This window comes from Achromobacter sp. JCM 18799, assembly GCF_055395645.1.
This window is the reverse complement of record NZ_AP043866.1, coordinates 5,134,528-5,152,509: the sequence shown is the minus strand read 5'-3', so window position 1 is coordinate 5,152,509 and position 17,982 is coordinate 5,134,528. Positions and strand designations below refer to the sequence as shown.

Below are 17,982 nucleotides of genomic sequence, written 5' to 3'. Positions count from 1 at the left end.
CGCCTTCGAGGCCGCTGCCGCCGTCTCAACATCAAGGAGCGGCGCGTGAACAAATTGTTGATCGACGGCCGGTGGGTCGATGCGCTCGACGGCGAAACAATAGATGTCATCGATCCCTGCAGCGGGGAGGCCTTCACGCGGATCGCGCGCGGCCGGGCGGCGGACGTGGACCTGGCGGTCGCGGCGGCGCGGCGGGCGGTGGAAGGCGCCTGGGGCAGCATGACGGCGACCGAACGCGGCCGGATCCTGCAACGCCTGGGCCAACTCATCCTGGACCATGGCGAAGAACTGGCCGACCTGGAAGCGCGCGACACCGGCAAGCCCATGTCCGTGGCGCGCGCGGACGCCGGGGCCGTGGCCCGCTACTTCGAGTTCTACGGCGGCGCGGCCGACAAGGTACACGGGCAGACCATTCCTTACCTGTCCGGCTACAACGTCAGCGTGGTCCGCATTCCGCATGGCGTCACGGCCCACATCATTCCCTGGAACTATCCCGCGCAAATGATGGGACGCACGCTGGCGCCGGCCTTGGCCATGGGCAACGCGGCGGTGGTCAAACCCTCCGAGGATGCCTGCCTGACCGTCCTGAAGCTGGGCGAGCTGGCGCTGCAAGCCGGCCTTCCGCCTGGCGCGCTCAACATCGTGACGGGCTATGGCGCGGAAGCCGGCGCGGCGCTGACCGCGCACCCCGGCATCAACTTCGCGACCTTCACCGGGTCCCCGGAAGTCGGCATCCAGGTCCAGCAAGCCACCGCGCGCAACCATGTGCCCTGCGTGTTGGAACTGGGCGGAAAATCGCCGCAAATCGTATTCGACGACGCGGACCTGGCCAAGGCCGCGCCCATCATCGTCCGGGCCATCGTCCAGAACGCGGGCCAGACCTGCTCCGCCGGCAGCCGCCTGTTGGTGCAACAGAGCATTCATGACCGCTTCGTCGATATCATCGCGACCCGCTACGCCGAGCTGAAGGCCGGCACGCCGCAGATGGATCTGGACTGCGGTCCGCTGATCAACGCGCGGCAACGCGACAAGGTGCAGGCCTTCATCGCCGAGGCTACCGCCATGGGCGTGCCGATGCTTGCGCAAGGCAACCTGGCGCCAGGCCTGCCCGCCGGCGGGTACTTCGTCAAGCCGGCCTTGTTCGGCCCGGTCCCCCGTGAACACCGCCTGGCCTGCCAGGAAGTCTTTGGCCCGGTGCTTTCAGTCATGCCGTTCAGCGACGAGGACGACGCCGTCCGGCTGGCCAATGCGACGGACTACGGCCTGGTCGCGGGCGTCTGGACGGAGAACGGCAGCCGCCAGTCCCGCTTGGCGCAGCGTATCGCCAGCGGCCAGGTATTCATCAATTGCTACGGCGCGGGCGGCGGCGTGGAACTGCCCTTCGGCGGCGTCAAGAAAAGCGGCTACGGCCGCGAAAAGGGGTTTGTCGCCCTGGAAGAAATGAGTACGACCAAGACCATTGTTCAACACTACGCATAAGGAATGCCATCATGTCCGGATTGAGCAACAAGATCGCGATCGTCACGGGAGCGGGCAGCGGCTTCGGTGCCGCCATCGCCCGCGCCTATGCAAAGGCAAACGCCAAGGTCGTCCTCGCCGACCTCAATCTCGAAGCCGCCCAGCGGGTCGCCAAGGAGCTTGGCGAAAACGGCAGCGCCGTCGCCTGCGACGTCAGCAACGGCGACCAGGTGCAGGCTATGGTGCGCCATTGCGTGGCACGTTTCGGCGCGCCCGACGTGGTGATCAACAACGCCGGCACCACGCACCGCAACCAGCCCATGCTGGATGTGGACGAAGCGACCTTCGACCGCGTTTTCGCGGTCAACGTGAAGTCGATCTATCTCATGGCACAGGCGGTCATTCCCCTGATGCGGGAGAAGAAGGACGGCGTGATCATCAATGTAGGCTCGGTGGGCGCCATCCGGCCGCGTCCCGGCCTGACTTGGTACAACAGTTCGAAGGGCGCGGTCAGGGTCATGACCAAGTCGATGGCCGCCGAACTCGCCTCGGACGGCATCCGCGTCAATCTCATTTCGCCGGTCATGGCGCCCACTGGGCTGCTCAACGACTTCATGGGCGTGGCCGACAATGCCGAAAACCGGGCCCGCTTCGTGTCGACCATACCGCTGGGCCGGATGTGCGATCCCGACGACGTGGCGAACGTGGCCGTATTCCTGGCCAGCGCCGAAGCGCGCTTCCTGACCGGCGTCGAAGTCCCGGTCGACGGCGGACGTTCCATCTAAGACAAGGGGCGCGGCCCCGTCAGACGCTTGCGCGCGCCGCGCGCGGCCCGACCCAGGAAGGAAACCATGGCCAACCGCTTATCCGTCATCGCCACCCGCACCGGCGATGACGGCACCACCGGACTGGGCGACGGCTCGCGCACGCCCAAGGACGCCCCTCGCATCGCCGCCTTGGGCGATGTGGACGAACTGAATAGCGTCATCGGCGTATTGCTTGCCGAAAATCTGCCCGACGACGTCGCGGCGGATCTGCACGTCATCCAGAACGACCTGTTCGACATGGGCGCCGAGCTCTGCATCCCCGGGCATCGCGCGCTGGACGAGGCACAGATCGCCCATCTGGACCGCCGCCTGGCGCACTATAACGCCGCCCTGCCGCCCCTGAAGGAATTCATTCTGCCCGGCGGCTCGCGCGCATCGGCGCAATTCCACATGGCCCGCACCGTCTGCCGCCGCGCCGAACGCGCGGTAGTGGCGCTGGCGCGCACCGGGAGTCTCAACCCGACGGTGCGCCAGTACCTCAACCGGCTTTCGGATCTGATGTTCGTGCTGGCTCGCGACGCGAACCGGCGGCTGGGCTTGTCAGATGTGTATTGGAGCAGTCAGCATTCGCGATCGACTTGACCTTCTCGCAGAGTGAAGGTGTCCACCGCCGGGCAAGGAGGTGCGCCATGGTCCATCAAGTCTCGGCCCTGCCGCACCTGGCCTACGGCAATGCCGTATAATTAAAAATTCGCCTTCGCCCCCATCATGGTGCGACGGCATGACCCCCTGGGACGCCGCACAGGCGCCACCCGACTTTTGAAGAGCCATGAAGAATGCTGCCCCGACGGCGCGCAGCGCACCGTGGCAGGCGTCGCATATCAGCGAAGCACGCAACCGCGTGGGCCTGCCGCAAACGGATTTCGCTGAGCTGCTGGGCGTGAGCGTGCGCACGCTGCAAGATTGGGAGCAAGGACGGCGCACCCCCTCGGGTGCGGCAAAGACCCTGCTACAGGTAGCAATGCTGCACCCCGAGACCCTGCGAGAGCTGCCCCCGTGGCCCGCCAACGAACACGCTGAATCTTGAGGCCAGCCGCCCCGGCCTCGCCCGACATGAAAAACACATCCGCCGCGCGACACGCTTGCCGCGCGTTTTTTTGGTGAACGACATTGGAAATCCTCGAAACCTCCCGGCCTGGCAAGGGCCCCGGCAAGGCCAACAGCGCTGACGCGAACGCGTCCGCCACCTCCGCCCTGGCCGACACTATCGCCGCGGCCAACGCCGACGGCCGAACCCCGCGCGTGGGCTTCGTATCCCTGGGCTGCCCCAAAGCCCTGGTCGACTCCGAACGCATCCTGACCCAGCTGCGGACCGAAGGGTACGTCGTCACGCCCGAGTACAACGATGCCGACGTGGTCGTGGTCAATACCTGCGGCTTCATCGACAGCGCCAAGGCGGAATCGCTGGAGGCCATCGGCGAAGCCCTGGCCGAGAACGGCAAGGTCATCGTGACCGGCTGCATGGGCGTCGAGGAATCGGTGATCCGCGACGTGCACCCCAGCGTGCTGGCCGTGACCGGCCCGCAGCAATACGAAGAGGTGGTGCGCGCGGTGCACCAGGCCGCGCCGCCCAAGAAGGACCACAACCCCTATCTGGACCTGGTACCGCCGCAAGGCATCAAGCTCACGCCGCGCCACTACGCCTATCTGAAGATCTCGGAAGGCTGTAATCACCGCTGCAGCTTCTGCATCATCCCGTCGATGCGCGGCGACCTGGTCAGCCGGCCGGTGGGTGACGTGCTGAGCGAAGCCGAGCGCCTGGTCAAGGCGGGCGTGAAGGAATTGCTGGTGATCTCGCAAGACACCAGCGCCTATGGCGTGGACATGAAGTACCGCAGCGGTTTCTGGAACGGCCGTCCGGTAAAGACCCGCATGACCGAGCTCTGTATGGCCTTGTCCGAGATGGGCGTGTGGACGCGCCTGCACTACGTGTATCCGTACCCGCACGTGGACGAAGTGATCCCGCTGATGGCCGAGGGCAAGATCCTGCCCTACCTGGACATTCCGTTCCAGCACGCCAGCCCGCGCATCCTGAAGGCCATGAAGCGCCCGGCCTTCGAGGACAAGACCCTGGCCCGCATCAAGCGCTGGCGCGAGATCTGCCCGGATCTGACGATACGCTCGACCTTCATTGTCGGCTTCCCCGGGGAAACCGAGGAAGACTTCCAGTACCTGCTGGACTGGATGCAGGAAGCGCAGCTGGACCGCGTGGGCTGTTTCCAGTATTCGCCGGTGGAAGGCGCACCCGCGAACCTGCTGGACAATCCGGTGCCGGACGAGGTCAAGCAGGAACGTTGGGAACGCTTCATGGAGCTGCAGCAATCGATCTCCAGCGCCCGCCTGGCCAGGAAGGTGGGCCGCGAGATCGACGTGCTGATCGACGAAGTGGACGAAGACGGCGCCGTGGGCCGCAGCAGCGCCGACGCGCCGGAGATCGACGGCTGCGTCTACGTCAGCTCGGACAAGCCCCTGAAGGCGGGCGACCTAGTGCGCGTGCGCGTCACCGATTCCGACGAATACGACCTCTGGGCCGACGCGATCTGAGCCCGGTCCCGCGCGCGGCGCCCGCCGCGTGCTGGGCTCAAGCTTCCAGCAGCTTGAGCCCAGCCACCCCGCCCACGATCATCGCAATGCACAGCAGGCGGGCGGCGGACGGCGAATCCCCGAAGAGCATGATCCCCAGCACGGTGATGCCCACGGACCCGATGCCGGTCCAGATGGCATAGGCAGTGCCTGCGGGCAGCTGCTTCATGGCCAAGGTCAGCAAGAACACGCTACCCAGCGCGGCCGCGATACCGATCACGCTGGGCCACAAACGCGTCCAGCCATCGGCATACTTCAAGGCCAGGGCCATCACGATTTCCACCGCGCTCGCGGCGACCAGAATCAACCAGGCCATTGCGGCCTCCTGCCAGGACTAGGGAACGGCTAGCTTAGAGACTATAGTTACCGTACGACAAGTACGCACCTTTTGGTAACTATGAAAAAGCCATCCGCCTCCACGCCCGCGGGCGACGTGTTCGACGCCGCCTGTCCGTCGCGCCGCGCCCTGGAACTGATCGCCGGCAAATGGGTGCCGCTGATCCTGCCTGCGCTGGAGCATGGCCCCATGCGCAACAACGAGCTGCTCCGCAGGCTGGACGGGATTTCGCAAAAGGTCATGACGCAGACGCTCAAGGAACTGGAGCGCCACGGCCTGGTGCTGCGCGAGGACCTGGGCACCGTGCCGCCTCACGTGAACTACCGGCTGAGCGAACTGGGCCAGTCCCTGAACGTGGCCCTGATCGCGCTGGACCGGTGGGCCGAGACCCATCATGCGGCGCTGGACGCGGCCGCGCGCCGCCACGATGCCCGGGCGGCGCGCCGCGCCCGCTAGCGCTTGGCCAGGAAGTCCGACATGTCGTCGGCGTGCTCTTCCTCCACCGCCAGGATTTCCTCCAGCAGGCGGCGCGTGGTGGTGTCCTGTTCGCCGATGTACTCGATCATCTGGCGGTAGCTGTCGATGGCGATGCGCTCGGCGATCAGGTTCTCCTTGATCATGTCCTCCAGCGAGGTGCCTTCGACGTACTCAGAATGGCTGCGCTCCAACAGACCCTTGGGCGACAGGTCGGGCTCGCCACCCAGCTGCACGATGCGTTCCGAGAGCCGGTCGGCATGGTCCTGTTCCTGCGTGGCGTGCTCGGCGAATTCCGCGGCCACGGGCTCGGCGTTCAGTCCCCGGGCCATGAAGTAATGGCGCTTGTAGCGCAGCACACAGACGATCTCGGTAGCCAACGCTTCATTCAGCAGCTTCAACACGGTCTGGCGGTCGGCGCGATAAGTGTCGGTCACGGCGCCAGACTCGATGTCCTTGCGCGCCTTGGCGCGTATGGCCTTCACGTCCATGTCGAACGGGCGGCTCGCCTGCGCGTGGGTACGGGTTGCTTGTTCCATATCGTGGCTCCTCTTGGTTAAGTGAAAGCACTGCCACACTGGGCTTCCAGTCTCTCCGTACAACCCAGTCTACCGATCGTGGCGGAACATGCTGTGTCCAAACATTGCCTGCGCCCCCCAAATTGCCCGGCGAAACCGGTTTTCGAACCTTGCGTAAACTATGGGCTTCCCGAAAACCCGTGACGCAATCTGTAACGGGATAGGCATCACCCGAAGATCTATGACTCTGAAGAACATTTGCGTGTATTGCGGCTCGAACCCGGGCGCCCGGCCGGATTACATCGAGCAGGCCCGCGTGCTGGCCCGCGAACTGGTGCGGCGCGATCTGGGACTGGTGTACGGCGGCTCGGTCGTGGGCATCATGGGCGTGGTGGCCAATGAGGTGTTGGCCGCCGGCGGCCGCGTGATCGGCGTGATCCCGGAACTGCTGATGAAGAAGGAACAGGCGCACCGCGGCCTGACCGAACTGCACCTGGTGCAGAGCATGCACGAGCGCAAGGCCATGATGATGGAAAAGGCCGACGGCTTCATCGCGCTGCCAGGCGGCGCGGGCACGCTGGAAGAGTTCTTTGAAGTCTGGACCTGGGCCCAGCTGAACATGCACCAGAAGCCCTGCGGCCTGTTGAACATTGCCGGCTACTACGACGCGCTGGTCCAGTTCGTGGACCATGCGGTCGAGGAAGAATTCATCCGCCCCCAGCATCGCGACATGCTGGTGGTGGAAGAGGACCCTGCTTTGCTGCTGGACCGCTACGCCATGTACGAACCACCCAATGTCTCGAAGTGGTTCGAACAGATCAAGGCCTGAGGCCATCCATTCACCAGACCACAACGGAAGCCCCGCAATGCCCACCCATGCGTTGACTCCCGCCAGTACCGAATCCGTCCTGCGCGACTACTTTCACGCCAAGGACGAGAACCGCCCGCACTACATGGCGCGCGCGTTCGCGCCGGACGCCGTGCTGAAGATGGCCTTGCGCACGCAGGCCATCGCCTTTCCGCCCGAGTCGCACGGCCTGGCCGCCATCACCGATACGCTGGTGCGCAAGTTCGGCCAGACCTACGACAACGTCTACACGTTCTACCTGGCGCGGCCCGAGGCGGGCGCGCGCCTGCCCGACTACCAGTGCGACTGGATCGTGGGCATGACGGAAAAGGCCACGGGTAACGTCCGCGTGGGCTGTGGCCGCTATGACTGGGAATTCCAGCCCGAGCCCTATCGCGCCAGCAACCTCGTCATCACCATCGAAACCATGGTGACGCTGCCCGCGCACGATACCGAAGCGGTGTTCGGATGGCTGCTGGGCCTGGACTATCCCTGGGCCAGCGCCGCCCGCGTCGTGGCCGGCGCGCCGCCGCTCGAAGGTCTGGCTCCCGTCGTGCACTATCTGCTGCATCCGAACGGCGCCTAGGGTCGGTACACGGCCATTTCAGCATCAACAGGCTCTAGAGATCCGCGACTTGAAATACGACATCGCTGCTTTTGATTTTGATGGAACCCTGGCGGACACCATGCCATGGTTCAACTCCATCCTGAATACGGTGGCCGACAAATATGGCTTCCGCAAGATCGACGCCTCCGAACGCGACCAGCTGCGCCATCGCGATGCCGCCGAGATCCTCAAGTTTCTCGGCATCCCGCTGTGGAAGCTGCCCGCCATCATGGCCCATGTGCGCACGCTGATGCAGGAAATCGACCCCAGCGTGCACCTGTTCGACGGCATTCCCGACGCGCTGGCGCGCCTGAAGGCGGGCGGGCTGCGGCTGGCGGTGGTCAGCTCGAACTCCATCGAGAACGTGCAGCGCGTGCTGGGCGCGGAAACCGCCGCCCTGTTCGACAACTACGAATGCGGCACCGACCTGTTCGGCAAGTCCGCCAAGATCGACCGCCTGCTCAAGCAGCACGGCACCGCCCCCGAGCGCTTTCTGCTGGTGGGCGACGAAATGCGCGACATCGACGCCGCCCGCAAGGCGGGTGTGCGCGTGGGCTCCGTCGCCTGGGGCTATAACCATGTCGAGGCGCTGCGCGAACGCGGCCCCGACGAGCTGTTCTTGACCGTTGCCGACCTGCCAGCCGCGCTGGCCTGAACCTGGGACCTCACTGCCATGCATATCGACCCCGCCCACCTGGTTATTGACGCGGACGCCCTGCAAGCGCTGTACGGCTCGCCTGGCGAAGCCTCGATCAAAAAGGAAGTGGACCATGTGCATCCGCACTACCGCGCCTTCATCGAAGCCGCGCCGTTCGCGATGCTGGCGACCGCGGGTCCCGATGGCCTGGACGCCTCGCCGCGCGGCGACCCCGCGGGCTTTGTAGTGGTGGAGGACGAAAAGACGCTGCTGCTGCCGGACCGCCGCGGCAACAATCGCATCGACAGCTTGCGCAACATCCTGGCCGACCCGCGGGTCGCGTTGCTGTTCCTCGTGCCTGGCGTGGGCGAAACCCTGCGCGTCAACGGCGCGGCGCGCATCAGCGTGGACCCCGCCCTGCTCGCCCGCTTCGAGATGGACGGCAAGCTGCCGCGCTCGGTGCTCGTCGTCGACGTGCACACCGTGTATTTCCAGTGTTCGCGCGCCCTGCTGCGCTCCAAGCTGTGGGATCCCGCTACCCAGGTGCCGCGCAGCGCCTTGCCCAGCGCCGGCCGCATCCTGTCGGACCTGACGGCAGGCACGTTCGACGGCGTCACCTACGACCGCGATCTACCCGCCCGCGTGGCCAGCACCTTGTATTGAAAGCGAGTTCCGGGGCGGCTCGGCCCCGGTGTTGTCAGGCCGGCTGCCAGCCGCGCGCGAACACGTCCACGGGCTGGCGCTTGCCGCCCGCCTTCTGCAATTCCAGCAGGCGCAGCACGCCGTTGCCGGTGGCGATGTCGATGCCTGAGACATCGGCCCGCAGCACGCTGCCGGGCGCAGCCGTCGTGGCCTGATCCAGCGCCTGCGCGCGCCACACCTTCACCGGGTCTGCCAGGCCGGGCAGGCGGATGCTGGCGCCCGGCACGGGATTGAAGGCGCGCACGCGGCGCGCCAGCAGTTCCGCCGGCTGCGTGCAATCCAGCGCGCCCTCGGCCTTGTCGAGCTTGGCGGCGTAGGTCACGCCGGCCTCGGGCTGCTTGCGCGGCGTCAGTCCACCTTGAGCCAGCGCATCCAGCGCCGCGACGATCGCCTCGCCGCCCGCCAGCGCCAACGCATCGTGCAGTTCGGCCGCCGTGGTGTCGCCGCCGATGGGCACGACGCGTTCAAGCAGCATGTCACCCGTATCCAGGCCCTGATCCATTTGCATGATGGTCACGCCAGTCTGCGCGTCGCCTGCCTCGATGGCGCGCTGGATGGGCGCGGCGCCGCGCCAGCGCGGCAGCAGGCTGGCGTGGATGTTCAGGCAGCCCAGGCGCGGCAGGTCCAGCACCCATTGCGGCAGGATCAGGCCATAGGCGGCCACCACCATCACATCGGGGGCCACACGCTCAAGCAGCGCCCGGGCCTCGCCGGCCTCTTCGGGATAGCGGCCGTCCAGGCGCAGGCTGCGCGGCTGGGCGACCTCGATGCCGGCGTCCAGCGCCGCCTGCTTCACGGGGCTGGGCGTCAGCTTCAGCCCGCGCCCGGCAGGCCGGTCGGGCTGGGTCATGACCAGCGGGATCTCATGGCCTGCGGCGCGCAGGGCGTCAAAAGCGATACGGGCGAATTCCGGCGTGCCGGCAAAGACTAGGCGCATGGGACGTGAAAAGAAGAATGGAACGGACGTTCAAAGAATCGCGTTGCCCGCAGCCAGGAGGCCTGACCGATCCGGGGCGCCGCGGATCCGACTTTGCCGGTCCGCCTGCGCCGCCCCCTGGAGAGGGGCCCGCCTAGGGGGCCCGCGCAGCGGGTAGGAGGTGGGCCCCTCTACGCTCGCAACGCTTCGCGCTCGGCCTTTTTCAGCCTGGTCTTGATGCGGTTCTGCTTCAGGCTGGACAGATATTCCACGAACACCTTGCCTTCCAGATGATCGAGCTCGTGCTGCACGCACACGGCCAGCAGACCGTCGGCCTCGAACTCGAAGGGCTTGCCATCCACGTCCAGCGCCTTGCAGCGGATGCGGGAGGCGCGCTCGACGTCGTCATAGACGCCGGGCACGGACAGGCACCCCTCTTCGTAGATCTTGTAGTCGTCGCTGCGCCACGTGATCTCGGGATTGATCAGGACCAGCAGCTGGTTGCTTTCCTCGGACACATCGATCACGACGACGCGTTCATGCACGTCGACCTGGGTCGCGGCCAAGCCTACGCCCGGCGCGTCGTACATGGTTTCGGCCATGTCGCGCACCAGTTGGCGGATGCGGTCGTCGACCTCGGCGACCGGCTTGGCCTTTTTGTGCAGGCGCGGGTCCGGGTAGCGAAGAATAGGAAGTAAAGCCATTGCGGGGGAAATGCCAGTAGTCAGGTTTACATAAGAGTTTAATTCATTAGACTCTTGATTTCTAATAGTTTTCGGCTAATCCCGGGATTGGCAGGATTGCCATGTGCCCGGGAGTTTCCTGGCCGCGCCACGCCGCAAATCAATCCGCCCCGGCCCGCGGCCCAACGCCCCGCATGCGACACTCTCGCACCACCGACGCCCTTACGCGCCCCGCACGATGCCGCTTACGCAATCCCCTTCCGAACTGGCCGCCTGGCTGCGCCTGTCCCTGGAACCGAACATCGGCTCCGCCACCGCCTGCACCCTGCTCGGCGCGCTCGGCCTGCCGGAACAGATCTACGCCCAGCGCGCCGCGGCTCTGTCGCGTCATCTGCCCGAAGCGCTGGCGCGGCAGCTGGCCGCCCCGATGCCGCCAGAGATGGCGGCGCAGGTCGAAAGCGCGCTGGAATGGGTGGCCGCGCCCGGCCGGCACATCCTGACGCTGGCCGATCCCACCTATCCGCAAAGCCTGCTGACCATCGCCGACCCGCCCATCCTGCTCTATGTGGCGGGCGACCCCGCTTTCCTGCAGGGGCCGTCGCTGGCCGTGGTGGGCGCGCGCAACGCCACGCCCGGCGGCCAGGAAAACGCCCGCGCCTTTGCGCGGCATCTGGCCGGGCATGGCTGGCGCGTCGTCAGCGGGCTGGCGCTAGGTATCGACGGCGCCGCCCATGAAGGCGCGCTGGACGCCGGCCCCGATGGCGCCGGCACGGTGGCCGTCATGGGCACCGGCATAGACCGCATCTACCCCGCCAAGCATCGCGACCTGGCGCACCGCATCGCGGCGCACGGCGCGCTGGTATCGGAACTGCCGCTGGGCACGGGCGCGCTGCCGCAGCACTTCCCCAAGCGCAACCGCATCGTGGCCGGGTTGGCGCGCGGCGTGCTGGTGGTGGAAGCCGCCCGCCAGAGCGGATCGCTGATCACGGCCAGGCTTGCCGCGGAAGGCGGGCGCGAGGTCTTCGCCATTCCCGGATCCATCCATTCGCCGCTTTCGCGCGGCTGCCATGCGCTGATCCGCCAGGGCGCCAAGCTCGTGGAAACCGCCCGCGACATCACCGACGAATTGGGCGGCGACCCCACGCCGGCCGCGCGCGCCCAGCCCGCCGCCGCGGAGGCCTTGCCCGACCACCCGGTGCTGGACGCGCTGGGCTACGATCCGCTGCACCTGGATGCGATCCAGGCCCGCAGTGGAATGGACACCGCCGACCTGCAGACGCAGTTGGTCGAACTGGAGCTGCAAGGCCGCATCGTCCGGCTCGACGATGGCCGTTACCAGCGCATGAAATAGGGTTGTTCCCCCTGGACCTCCCTGCAAAACAGGGTCGGCGCTATGGCGCTAATATTGGGCAGATAGCGCCGCCCTGCCGCGCCGCTTACCCCATCCCGAGACAGGAACAAACATGGCTTTGCCCTCCCGCGTGAAGATCGTCGAGGTGTCGCCCCGCGATGGCCTGCAGAACGAAAAAGAATTCGTCCCCACCGACATCAAGGTGGAATTGGTCAACCGCTTATCCGCCGCCGGTTTCCCCAATGTGGAAGCCGCCTCGTTCGTGTCGCCCAAATGGGTGCCGCAAATGGCCGACGGCGCCGAAGTGATGGCCCGCATCGAGCGCCGTCCCGGCACCATCTATTCCGTGCTGACGCCCAACATGAAGGGCTTCGAGGGCGCGCTGGCCGCCGGCGCCGATGAAATCGTGATCTTCGGCGCGGCCAGCGAAGCCTTCTCGCAAAAGAACATCAACTGTTCCATCGCCGAATCGATCGCGCGCTTCGAACCCGTGGTGCAGGCCGCACGCGCCGCCGGTATCCGCGTGCGCGGCAGCATCAGCTGCGCGCTGGGCTGTCCCTACCAGGGCGAAGTGCCGGTGGAAGCGGTCGTGGATGTGGCGCAGCGCTATCTGGCGATGCAGGTCGACGAGATCGACGTGGCAGACACCATCGGCGTGGGCACGCCCAAGCGCGTGCGCGAAGTGATGAGCGCAGTGACGCGCGTGGCCGACCCGGCCCGCATCTCCGGCCACTTCCATGACACCTACGGGCAGGCCTTGGCCAACATCCTGGCGGCGCTGGAAACCGGCATCTCGATTTTCCACACTTCAGTGGCCGGCCTGGGCGGCTGCCCCTACGCCAAGGGCGCCACCGGCAACGTCGCCACCGAAGACGTGCTGTACATGCTGCGCGGCCTGGACATCGACACCGGCGTGGACTTCGACGCCGTGGTCGACATCGGCCAATGGATGTCGGCCCACCTGAACCGCAAGGGCGCAAGCCGCGCGGGCAACGCCATTGCCGCCAAACGGGCGGCATGACGGACCGCATGAACGCTTCGGCCAGCACGCCCTCCGCCGAGGAACACGCGGCGCTGCTGCGTACCATCGGTCCCCTGCCCTTGTCCGGCCAAGCCTGGCCCGACTGGGTCCGCATCCTGACCTGGGTCATCCTGGCGGTGCTGGGCGTGCAGGTGGTCACCACCGCCATCCGCGCGCCCTCGCAGCCCTTCGACACCTTGCTGGCCGTCGTGGTGGGGCTGTGCTTTCTGGGGCTGCTGTTCGTTTCCTGGCACATGCAGACGTCCATCACCACCATCGACGAACGCGGCCTGCGCCAGACCTGGTTCACACGCCGCGAAGTCGCCTGGGAAGACGTGCGCTACGCGCGCTTCGTGCCGATGCTGTTTTCCAAGCGGCTGGTGGTGTTCACGCACCGCGGCCGGCCGATGATCTTCCAGGGCGGCACGCGCGAACTGCGGGCGGCGTTCGTGAAGATCGCGGAGTTGTACCGGCGCGGATAAAGCCATTGGGCTTCGCGCACGAGGCAATCGATTGCCCAACGCGCGAAACCCGTCGTCGTCACCGTATCGGCAACGCGTACATCAAGCCGCCCTGCGTCCACTGCGCATTCAGCCCGCGCTTGATCTTCAGGGGGCTGCCCTGGCCCACGTTGCGCTCGAAGCTCTCGCCGTAGTTGCCCACCTGCTTGACGATGTTGTAGGCCCATTTCTCGTCCAGCCCCAGGTTGGCGCCGCTGCCGGGCGTGACGCCCAGGATGCGCTTGATGTTGGGGTTGGCGCTCTTGGCCTGCTCGTCCACGTTCGCGGACGACACGCCGTACTCCTCGGCTTCGATCATGGCCGACAGCGACCAGCGCACGATGTTCAGCCAGGCATCATCGCCCTGGCGCACGAAGGGCCCCAGCGGTTCCTTGGAGATGATCTCGGGCAGCACCACGTAGTCGTCGGGGTTCTGCAGCTTGGAAATGCGGATCGAGGCCAGGCCCGAGGCATCGGTGCTGAAGACGTCGCAGCGGCCGGCGGCGAACGCGTTGACCACTTCGTTGAAGGTCTCGATCACGACCGGCTTGTAGCTCACGTTGTTGGCGCGCGCCCAGTCGGCCAGCGTGTTTTCGTTGGACGTGCCGGTCTGCAGGCAAATGGTGGCGCCGTTGATCTCCTTGGCGCTCTTCACGCCCAAGGACTTCGGCACCAGGAAGCCCTGGCCGTCATAGAAGTTGATGCCGGCGTGGATGATGCCCAGTGCGGTGTCGCGCTGCTGCGTCACGGTGGTATTGCGCGTCAGCACGTCCACCTCGCCAGATTGCAGGGCGGTGAAGCGCTGCTGCGAATTCAACGGCACCACCTTGATCTTGTTGGCGTCGCCGAAGACCGCCGCGGCAATTGCGCGGCACAGGTCCACGTCCAGGCCTTGCCACTTGCCTTGCGCGTCGGGCGCGGAGAAGCCCGCGAAGCCCGTGGTCGTGCCGCAAGCCACGGCGCCGCGCTGGCGCACCACGTCCAGCGTGGCCGCTTGCGCGCCCTGTGCCGCTGCCGCCAGCAACGCCGCGCCGATCAACCCTTTTGCAATGTTCATGACCTCGTTTCCTGTTCTGCTTTGCGGGCGCGGGAACGCGCCGAGGCAAGAAGCTTATAGACATGAAGCGCCCAAACCAAATAACGAGCGCTTATTTAGGTATGCGCACCCCGCACGCAAGCGCCGGGGCGGACAGTCTGAAGAGCTTAGCAACAGGCCAGCCAGAGGCGCATGCGCGCCGTCAAGCCGGCATCAGAGCATCAGGCGGCCAGCGAGATCGACACCGGTTGGTTGGCCTCGCACGCGTCCAGCGCGCGGCCCAGCCGCACCATGCCCTGGGCGATCTGGCTTTCATTCATGGTGGCGAAGGACATGCGCATGGCGTGCAGGTCGGCCTGCGCCGCGTCCGCGTAGAACGCCTTGCCCGGCACGTAGACGACCTCGTGCTCGATGGCGTAGGGCAACAGCCGCGTGGCGTCGATCTCACCGGTCAGCCGGGCCCAGAAGAACATGCCGCCCTCGGGCTTGCTGAAGGTGACGCGGCCGTTGAGTTCGCGGGCCAGGGATTCCGCCATCGCGTCGCAGCGCTGGCCGTAGGCCGCGCGGATGCGCGGCACGTGCTCGCCGTAGCGGCCGTTGGCCAGGTACTGGGCCACGACTTCCTGGATCCAGGCGGACGAGGCCATATCGTCGGCCGCCTTGGCGCTGACGCAGCGGCGGCGGACTTCCGGCGGCGCCACCAGCCAACCGATGCGCAGCGCCGGCGCCATGGTCTTGGACATGCTGGCCAGGTACACGGCCCAGTGGCGCGCTTCGCCCTCGGCCAGCGCGGCGATGGGCGGCACCGCCTCGCCGGCAAAGCGCAGTTCGCTGTAAGGATCATCCTCGACGATCAGGAAGCGGTGCTTGACCGCCAGTTCCAGCAGCCGCAGGCGGCGCTCGCGCGTCAGGGTCGCGCCGCAAGGGTTGGAGAAGGAGGCGACCACGCAGACCATCTTGGGCTTGATGCGGCCGGCCAGTTCGTCCAGCGCGTCCACGTCGATGCCTTCGGGACCCGACTGCACCGTATGCACCGTTGCGCCGGTGTAGCGCAGCGCCTGTACGGAATTGGGAAACGCGGGCGATTCGATGATGGCGTGGTCGCCGGGCTGCAGCATGACGCGGGTCAGCAGCGCCAGTGCCTGTTGCGAGCCGCCGGTCACGACCAGCTCGGTATCGGCGTTGCAATGGAGGCCGCGTTCGGCCGACAGGCGCGCCAACTCGTGACGCAGGCTGGCCTGGCCGTCGATGTTGGAATACTGCAGGCAGGCGCCCAGGCGGGCCAGGACCTGGGTCGAGGCGATCGACAGGCCTTCCACGTCGAACAGTTCCTGCGCGGGATAGCCGCCCGCCAGCGAAATGGTGCCCGGCCGCATGGCATACGGCATGAGCGATCGGATGGGGGAAGCGGGAGGATTCAGGAAAGGCGTGGCGAAAGCGTATTCAGGCGCTGCGGTGGACATGGCGGGAGACTGTGTAGGTTGGATACCGTGTCGCCCGCTGGGGCGGCGCCGGAAGGCATAGAACATTGAAATATAAACAAATATCTTCAAATTCTAAGCCTGCCAATCAGACAGGGTCAACGACGCCGGCGGGCGTTGTGGCGAAACGATCCGGCGCAGTCCTACACTATGGGACATCCCGTTCCTACCAGAGAGCTGAATGACCGCCGTAGACACCATGGCCGGGCGCCTTGCCCAGATCCAGCAACGCATCGCCGACGCCTGCACGCGCGCCGGCCGTAGCCCGGACAGCGTGACGCTGCTGCCCGTCAGCAAGACCTTCGGCGTGGACGCCATCCGCGAGGGCATGGCGCTGGGGCTGACCCGCTACGGCGAAAACAAGACGCAGGAAATCCGCCAGAAAGCCGCGGCCCTGGACGGCCTGGGCCTGCAATGGGTGCTGATCGGCCACCTGCAGACCAACAAGGCCCGCGACGCCGCGCGCGACGCGGCCGAAGTCCAGTCGCTGGACCGGGTGGAGCTGGCCGAAGCCCTGCACCGCCGCCTGGCCAACGAAGGCCGGACCCTGGACGTGCTGGTGCAGGTCAAGACTTCGTCCGAGCCCACCAAGTACGGCATGGATCCCGCCGACGTGGCCGCCTTCCTGCGCCGCATCGCCGCTGACTTTCCGACGCTGCGCGTGCAAGGCCTGATGACGCTGGCCGTGAATTCGCCGGATCCCGCCGAAGTGCGCGCCTGCTTCCGTACCCTGCGCGAATTGCGCGACCGCCTGCGCCAGGAAAACCTGCCCGGCGTATCGCTGGACCGGCTCTCGATGGGCATGAGCGGAGACTTCGAGCTGGCGATCGAGGAAGGCTCGACCGAGGTGCGTATCGGCTCGGCGATCTTCGGCGCCCGCAGCTACCCCGATCCGCAATAAGCCGCTGAAAACAGGGCACAAAACATCTGCCGATTGCCGGGGACGCAAGGCATAATAACGGCGCATAACAGGCCCCCCGCGCACCCTGCGGCGGCGGCCCATACTTAATTCCGCACTTGGAGACACCCCATGCATAAGCACGCGAAGCGCCTGTTGGCGCTGGCCGCCCTGTCCCTGGCCGCCGCCGCGGCCTCCGCCCAATCCTGGCCCACCCAGCCAGTCCGCTGGATCGTGCCCTACCCGGCCGGCGGCGGCACCGACGTCGTGGCGCGCACGGTGGCAAGCGGCCTGGAAAAGCCGTTGGGCCAGACCATCGTGGTCGAGAACCGCCCCGGCGCCGCCACCATCATCGGCGCTACCGCCATCGCCCAGGCCGAGGCCAATGGCTACATGGTCGGCACGGCCGACTCGGGCACGCTGGCGTTCAACCCGTCGCTGTACGCCAAGCTGTCCTACGATCCGTCCAAATTCACCTACATCGGCGGCATCGCCAAGTTCCCGCTGCTGCTGGCCGTAAATGTCAATTCGCCGTTCAAGACCGTGGACGACGTGATCCAGGCCGCCAAGAAAGAGCCGGGCAAGCTGTCGGCGGCATCCGCCGGCGCGGGCTCGCCGCATCACCTGGCGCTGGAACTCTTCAAGCAGCGCACCAACGCCAACGTGCTGCACGTGCCCTACAAGGGCGCGGCGCCCGCCGTCCAGGATCTGCTGGGCGGACAGGTGGACCTGATGTTCATCGATCTGGCCTCGGGCCTGCCCAACGTCAAGGCCGGCAAGCTGCGCGTGTTGGCCGCGGCCACTCCGGAACGCGTCGCCGCGCTGCCGGACGTGCCCACCATGGCCGAGCAAGGCGTGCCCAACTTCACCGCCTATGCCTGGCAAGGCCTGGTCGGCCCGGCCGGCCTGCCGGAGCCCGTCGTCAAGAAGCTGGCCGCCGACCTGGAAGCCACGCTGAAGTCGCCCGCCGTATCGCAGAAGATCCTGGACATGGGCGTCATCCCGATGCCAATGTCCTCGCAAGACTTCAAGGCCTACGCCGAACAAGAACGCAGCGCCTGGGCGGACGTGATCAAGAAGGCCGGCATCAAGCTGGAGTAATCCTC

General features: G+C 66.5%; 21 protein-coding genes. 15 read left to right on the top strand and 6 right to left on the bottom strand.

The window, feature by feature from the left end; all coding sequences use genetic code 11:
* Positions 1–45: 45 nt before the first annotated feature.
* From ACZ5YA_RS24330 to rimO, 5 genes are all read left to right on the top strand, one after another.
* On the top strand, positions 46–1,479 hold the full coding sequence (locus ACZ5YA_RS24330) for an aldehyde dehydrogenase family protein (protein WP_251878202.1): 1,434 nt from the start codon (positions 46–48) through the stop codon (positions 1,477–1,479).
* A gap of 11 nt (positions 1,480–1,490) precedes the next feature.
* Positions 1,491–2,243, top strand: coding sequence for an SDR family oxidoreductase (locus ACZ5YA_RS24325; protein WP_118933580.1), 753 nt, complete (start codon positions 1,491–1,493; stop codon positions 2,241–2,243).
* A gap of 66 nt (positions 2,244–2,309) precedes the next feature.
* Entirely contained in the window at positions 2,310–2,867 is a 558-nt protein-coding gene (locus ACZ5YA_RS24320) for a cob(I)yrinic acid a,c-diamide adenosyltransferase (protein ID WP_118933581.1), read from the top strand.
* A gap of 187 nt (positions 2,868–3,054) precedes the next feature.
* A complete protein-coding gene (locus ACZ5YA_RS24315; protein WP_059378228.1) occupies positions 3,055–3,312 on the top strand; it encodes a helix-turn-helix domain-containing protein in 258 nt (85 codons plus the stop codon).
* 179 nt (positions 3,313–3,491) lie between these two features.
* A complete protein-coding gene (gene rimO, locus ACZ5YA_RS24310; protein WP_059378353.1) occupies positions 3,492–4,829 on the top strand; it encodes a 30S ribosomal protein S12 methylthiotransferase RimO in 1,338 nt (445 codons plus the stop codon).
* Positions 4,830–4,866: 37 nt separating this feature from the next.
* Here the strand turns inward: rimO and ACZ5YA_RS24305 are convergent, their stop codons facing one another.
* Positions 4,867–5,184: a DMT family transporter gene (locus ACZ5YA_RS24305; protein ID WP_059378230.1), complete on the bottom strand. Its 318-nt coding sequence runs from the start codon at positions 5,182–5,184 to the stop codon at positions 4,867–4,869.
* A gap of 81 nt (positions 5,185–5,265) precedes the next feature.
* On the opposite strand from ACZ5YA_RS24305, the gene ACZ5YA_RS24300 reads away from it, so the two are divergent.
* Entirely contained in the window at positions 5,266–5,661 is a 396-nt protein-coding gene (locus tag ACZ5YA_RS24300) for a winged helix-turn-helix transcriptional regulator (protein ID WP_059378232.1), read from the top strand.
* Here the strand turns inward: ACZ5YA_RS24300 and ACZ5YA_RS24295 are convergent.
* Positions 5,658–6,218, bottom strand: coding sequence for a ferritin-like domain-containing protein (locus ACZ5YA_RS24295; protein WP_059378234.1), 561 nt, complete (start codon positions 6,216–6,218; stop codon positions 5,658–5,660). The genes ACZ5YA_RS24300 and ACZ5YA_RS24295 overlap by 4 nt on opposite strands.
* Positions 6,219–6,438: 220 nt before the next feature.
* Here ACZ5YA_RS24295 and ACZ5YA_RS24290 point away from each other — a divergent pair, with 220 nt between their 5' ends.
* From ACZ5YA_RS24290 to ACZ5YA_RS24275, 4 genes are read left to right on the top strand one after another with little or no spacing between them, the layout of a single operon-like run.
* Entirely contained in the window at positions 6,439–7,026 is a 588-nt protein-coding gene (locus tag ACZ5YA_RS24290; RefSeq protein ID WP_059378237.1) for an LOG family protein, read from the top strand.
* 37 nt (positions 7,027–7,063) lie between these two features.
* Positions 7,064–7,630: a hypothetical protein gene (locus ACZ5YA_RS24285; protein WP_118933583.1), complete on the top strand. Its 567-nt coding sequence runs from the start codon at positions 7,064–7,066 to the stop codon at positions 7,628–7,630.
* Positions 7,631–7,679: 49 nt separating this feature from the next.
* A complete protein-coding gene (locus ACZ5YA_RS24280; protein ID WP_059378241.1) occupies positions 7,680–8,306 on the top strand; it encodes an HAD hydrolase-like protein in 627 nt (208 codons plus the stop codon).
* Between the two features lie 18 nt (positions 8,307–8,324).
* Positions 8,325–8,951: a pyridoxamine 5'-phosphate oxidase family protein gene (locus ACZ5YA_RS24275; RefSeq protein WP_059378245.1), complete on the top strand. Its 627-nt coding sequence runs from the start codon at positions 8,325–8,327 to the stop codon at positions 8,949–8,951.
* 34 nt (positions 8,952–8,985) lie between these two features.
* On the opposite strand, the gene fmt is transcribed toward ACZ5YA_RS24275, so the two are convergent.
* Positions 8,986–9,927, bottom strand: a complete 942-nt coding sequence (gene fmt / locus ACZ5YA_RS24270) for a methionyl-tRNA formyltransferase (protein ID WP_059378248.1) — start codon at positions 9,925–9,927, stop codon at positions 8,986–8,988.
* Positions 9,928–10,097: 170 nt separating this feature from the next.
* Entirely contained in the window at positions 10,098–10,610 is a 513-nt protein-coding gene (gene def / locus ACZ5YA_RS24265; RefSeq protein WP_059378250.1) for a peptide deformylase, read from the bottom strand.
* A 217-nt stretch (positions 10,611–10,827) separates the two neighbouring features.
* Between def and dprA the strand changes: the two genes are divergently transcribed.
* From dprA to ACZ5YA_RS24250, 3 genes are all read left to right on the top strand, one after another.
* A complete protein-coding gene (gene dprA / locus ACZ5YA_RS24260; RefSeq protein WP_251878208.1) occupies positions 10,828–11,940 on the top strand; it encodes a DNA-processing protein DprA in 1,113 nt (370 codons plus the stop codon).
* 112 nt (positions 11,941–12,052) lie between these two features.
* A complete protein-coding gene (locus ACZ5YA_RS24255; RefSeq protein WP_059378254.1) occupies positions 12,053–12,961 on the top strand; it encodes a hydroxymethylglutaryl-CoA lyase in 909 nt (302 codons plus the stop codon).
* Between the two features lie 8 nt (positions 12,962–12,969).
* Positions 12,970–13,443, top strand: a complete 474-nt coding sequence (locus ACZ5YA_RS24250; RefSeq protein ID WP_059378355.1) for a hypothetical protein — start codon at positions 12,970–12,972, stop codon at positions 13,441–13,443.
* Positions 13,444–13,501: 58 nt separating this feature from the next.
* Here the strand turns inward: ACZ5YA_RS24250 and ACZ5YA_RS24245 are convergent, their stop codons facing one another.
* Positions 13,502–14,518: an amino acid ABC transporter substrate-binding protein gene (locus ACZ5YA_RS24245; protein ID WP_059378256.1), complete on the bottom strand. Its 1,017-nt coding sequence runs from the start codon at positions 14,516–14,518 to the stop codon at positions 13,502–13,504.
* A gap of 200 nt (positions 14,519–14,718) precedes the next feature.
* Positions 14,719–15,960 (bottom strand): aminotransferase-like domain-containing protein, encoded by a 1,242-nt coding sequence (locus ACZ5YA_RS24240; RefSeq protein WP_059378259.1) that lies wholly within the window; start codon positions 15,958–15,960, stop codon positions 14,719–14,721.
* A 199-nt stretch (positions 15,961–16,159) separates the two neighbouring features.
* Between ACZ5YA_RS24240 and ACZ5YA_RS24235 the strand changes: the two genes are divergently transcribed.
* Together ACZ5YA_RS24235 and ACZ5YA_RS24230 are read left to right on the top strand one after the other, a co-directional pair.
* The gene (locus ACZ5YA_RS24235; RefSeq protein WP_059378261.1) at positions 16,160–16,879 is read left to right on the top strand and encodes a YggS family pyridoxal phosphate-dependent enzyme; all 720 of its coding nucleotides are present in this window, start codon (positions 16,160–16,162) and stop codon (positions 16,877–16,879) included.
* Between the two features lie 129 nt (positions 16,880–17,008).
* Positions 17,009–17,977, top strand: a complete 969-nt coding sequence (locus ACZ5YA_RS24230) for a Bug family tripartite tricarboxylate transporter substrate binding protein (protein ID WP_280016320.1) — start codon at positions 17,009–17,011, stop codon at positions 17,975–17,977.
* The last annotated feature ends 5 nt before the right edge of the window (positions 17,978–17,982 follow it).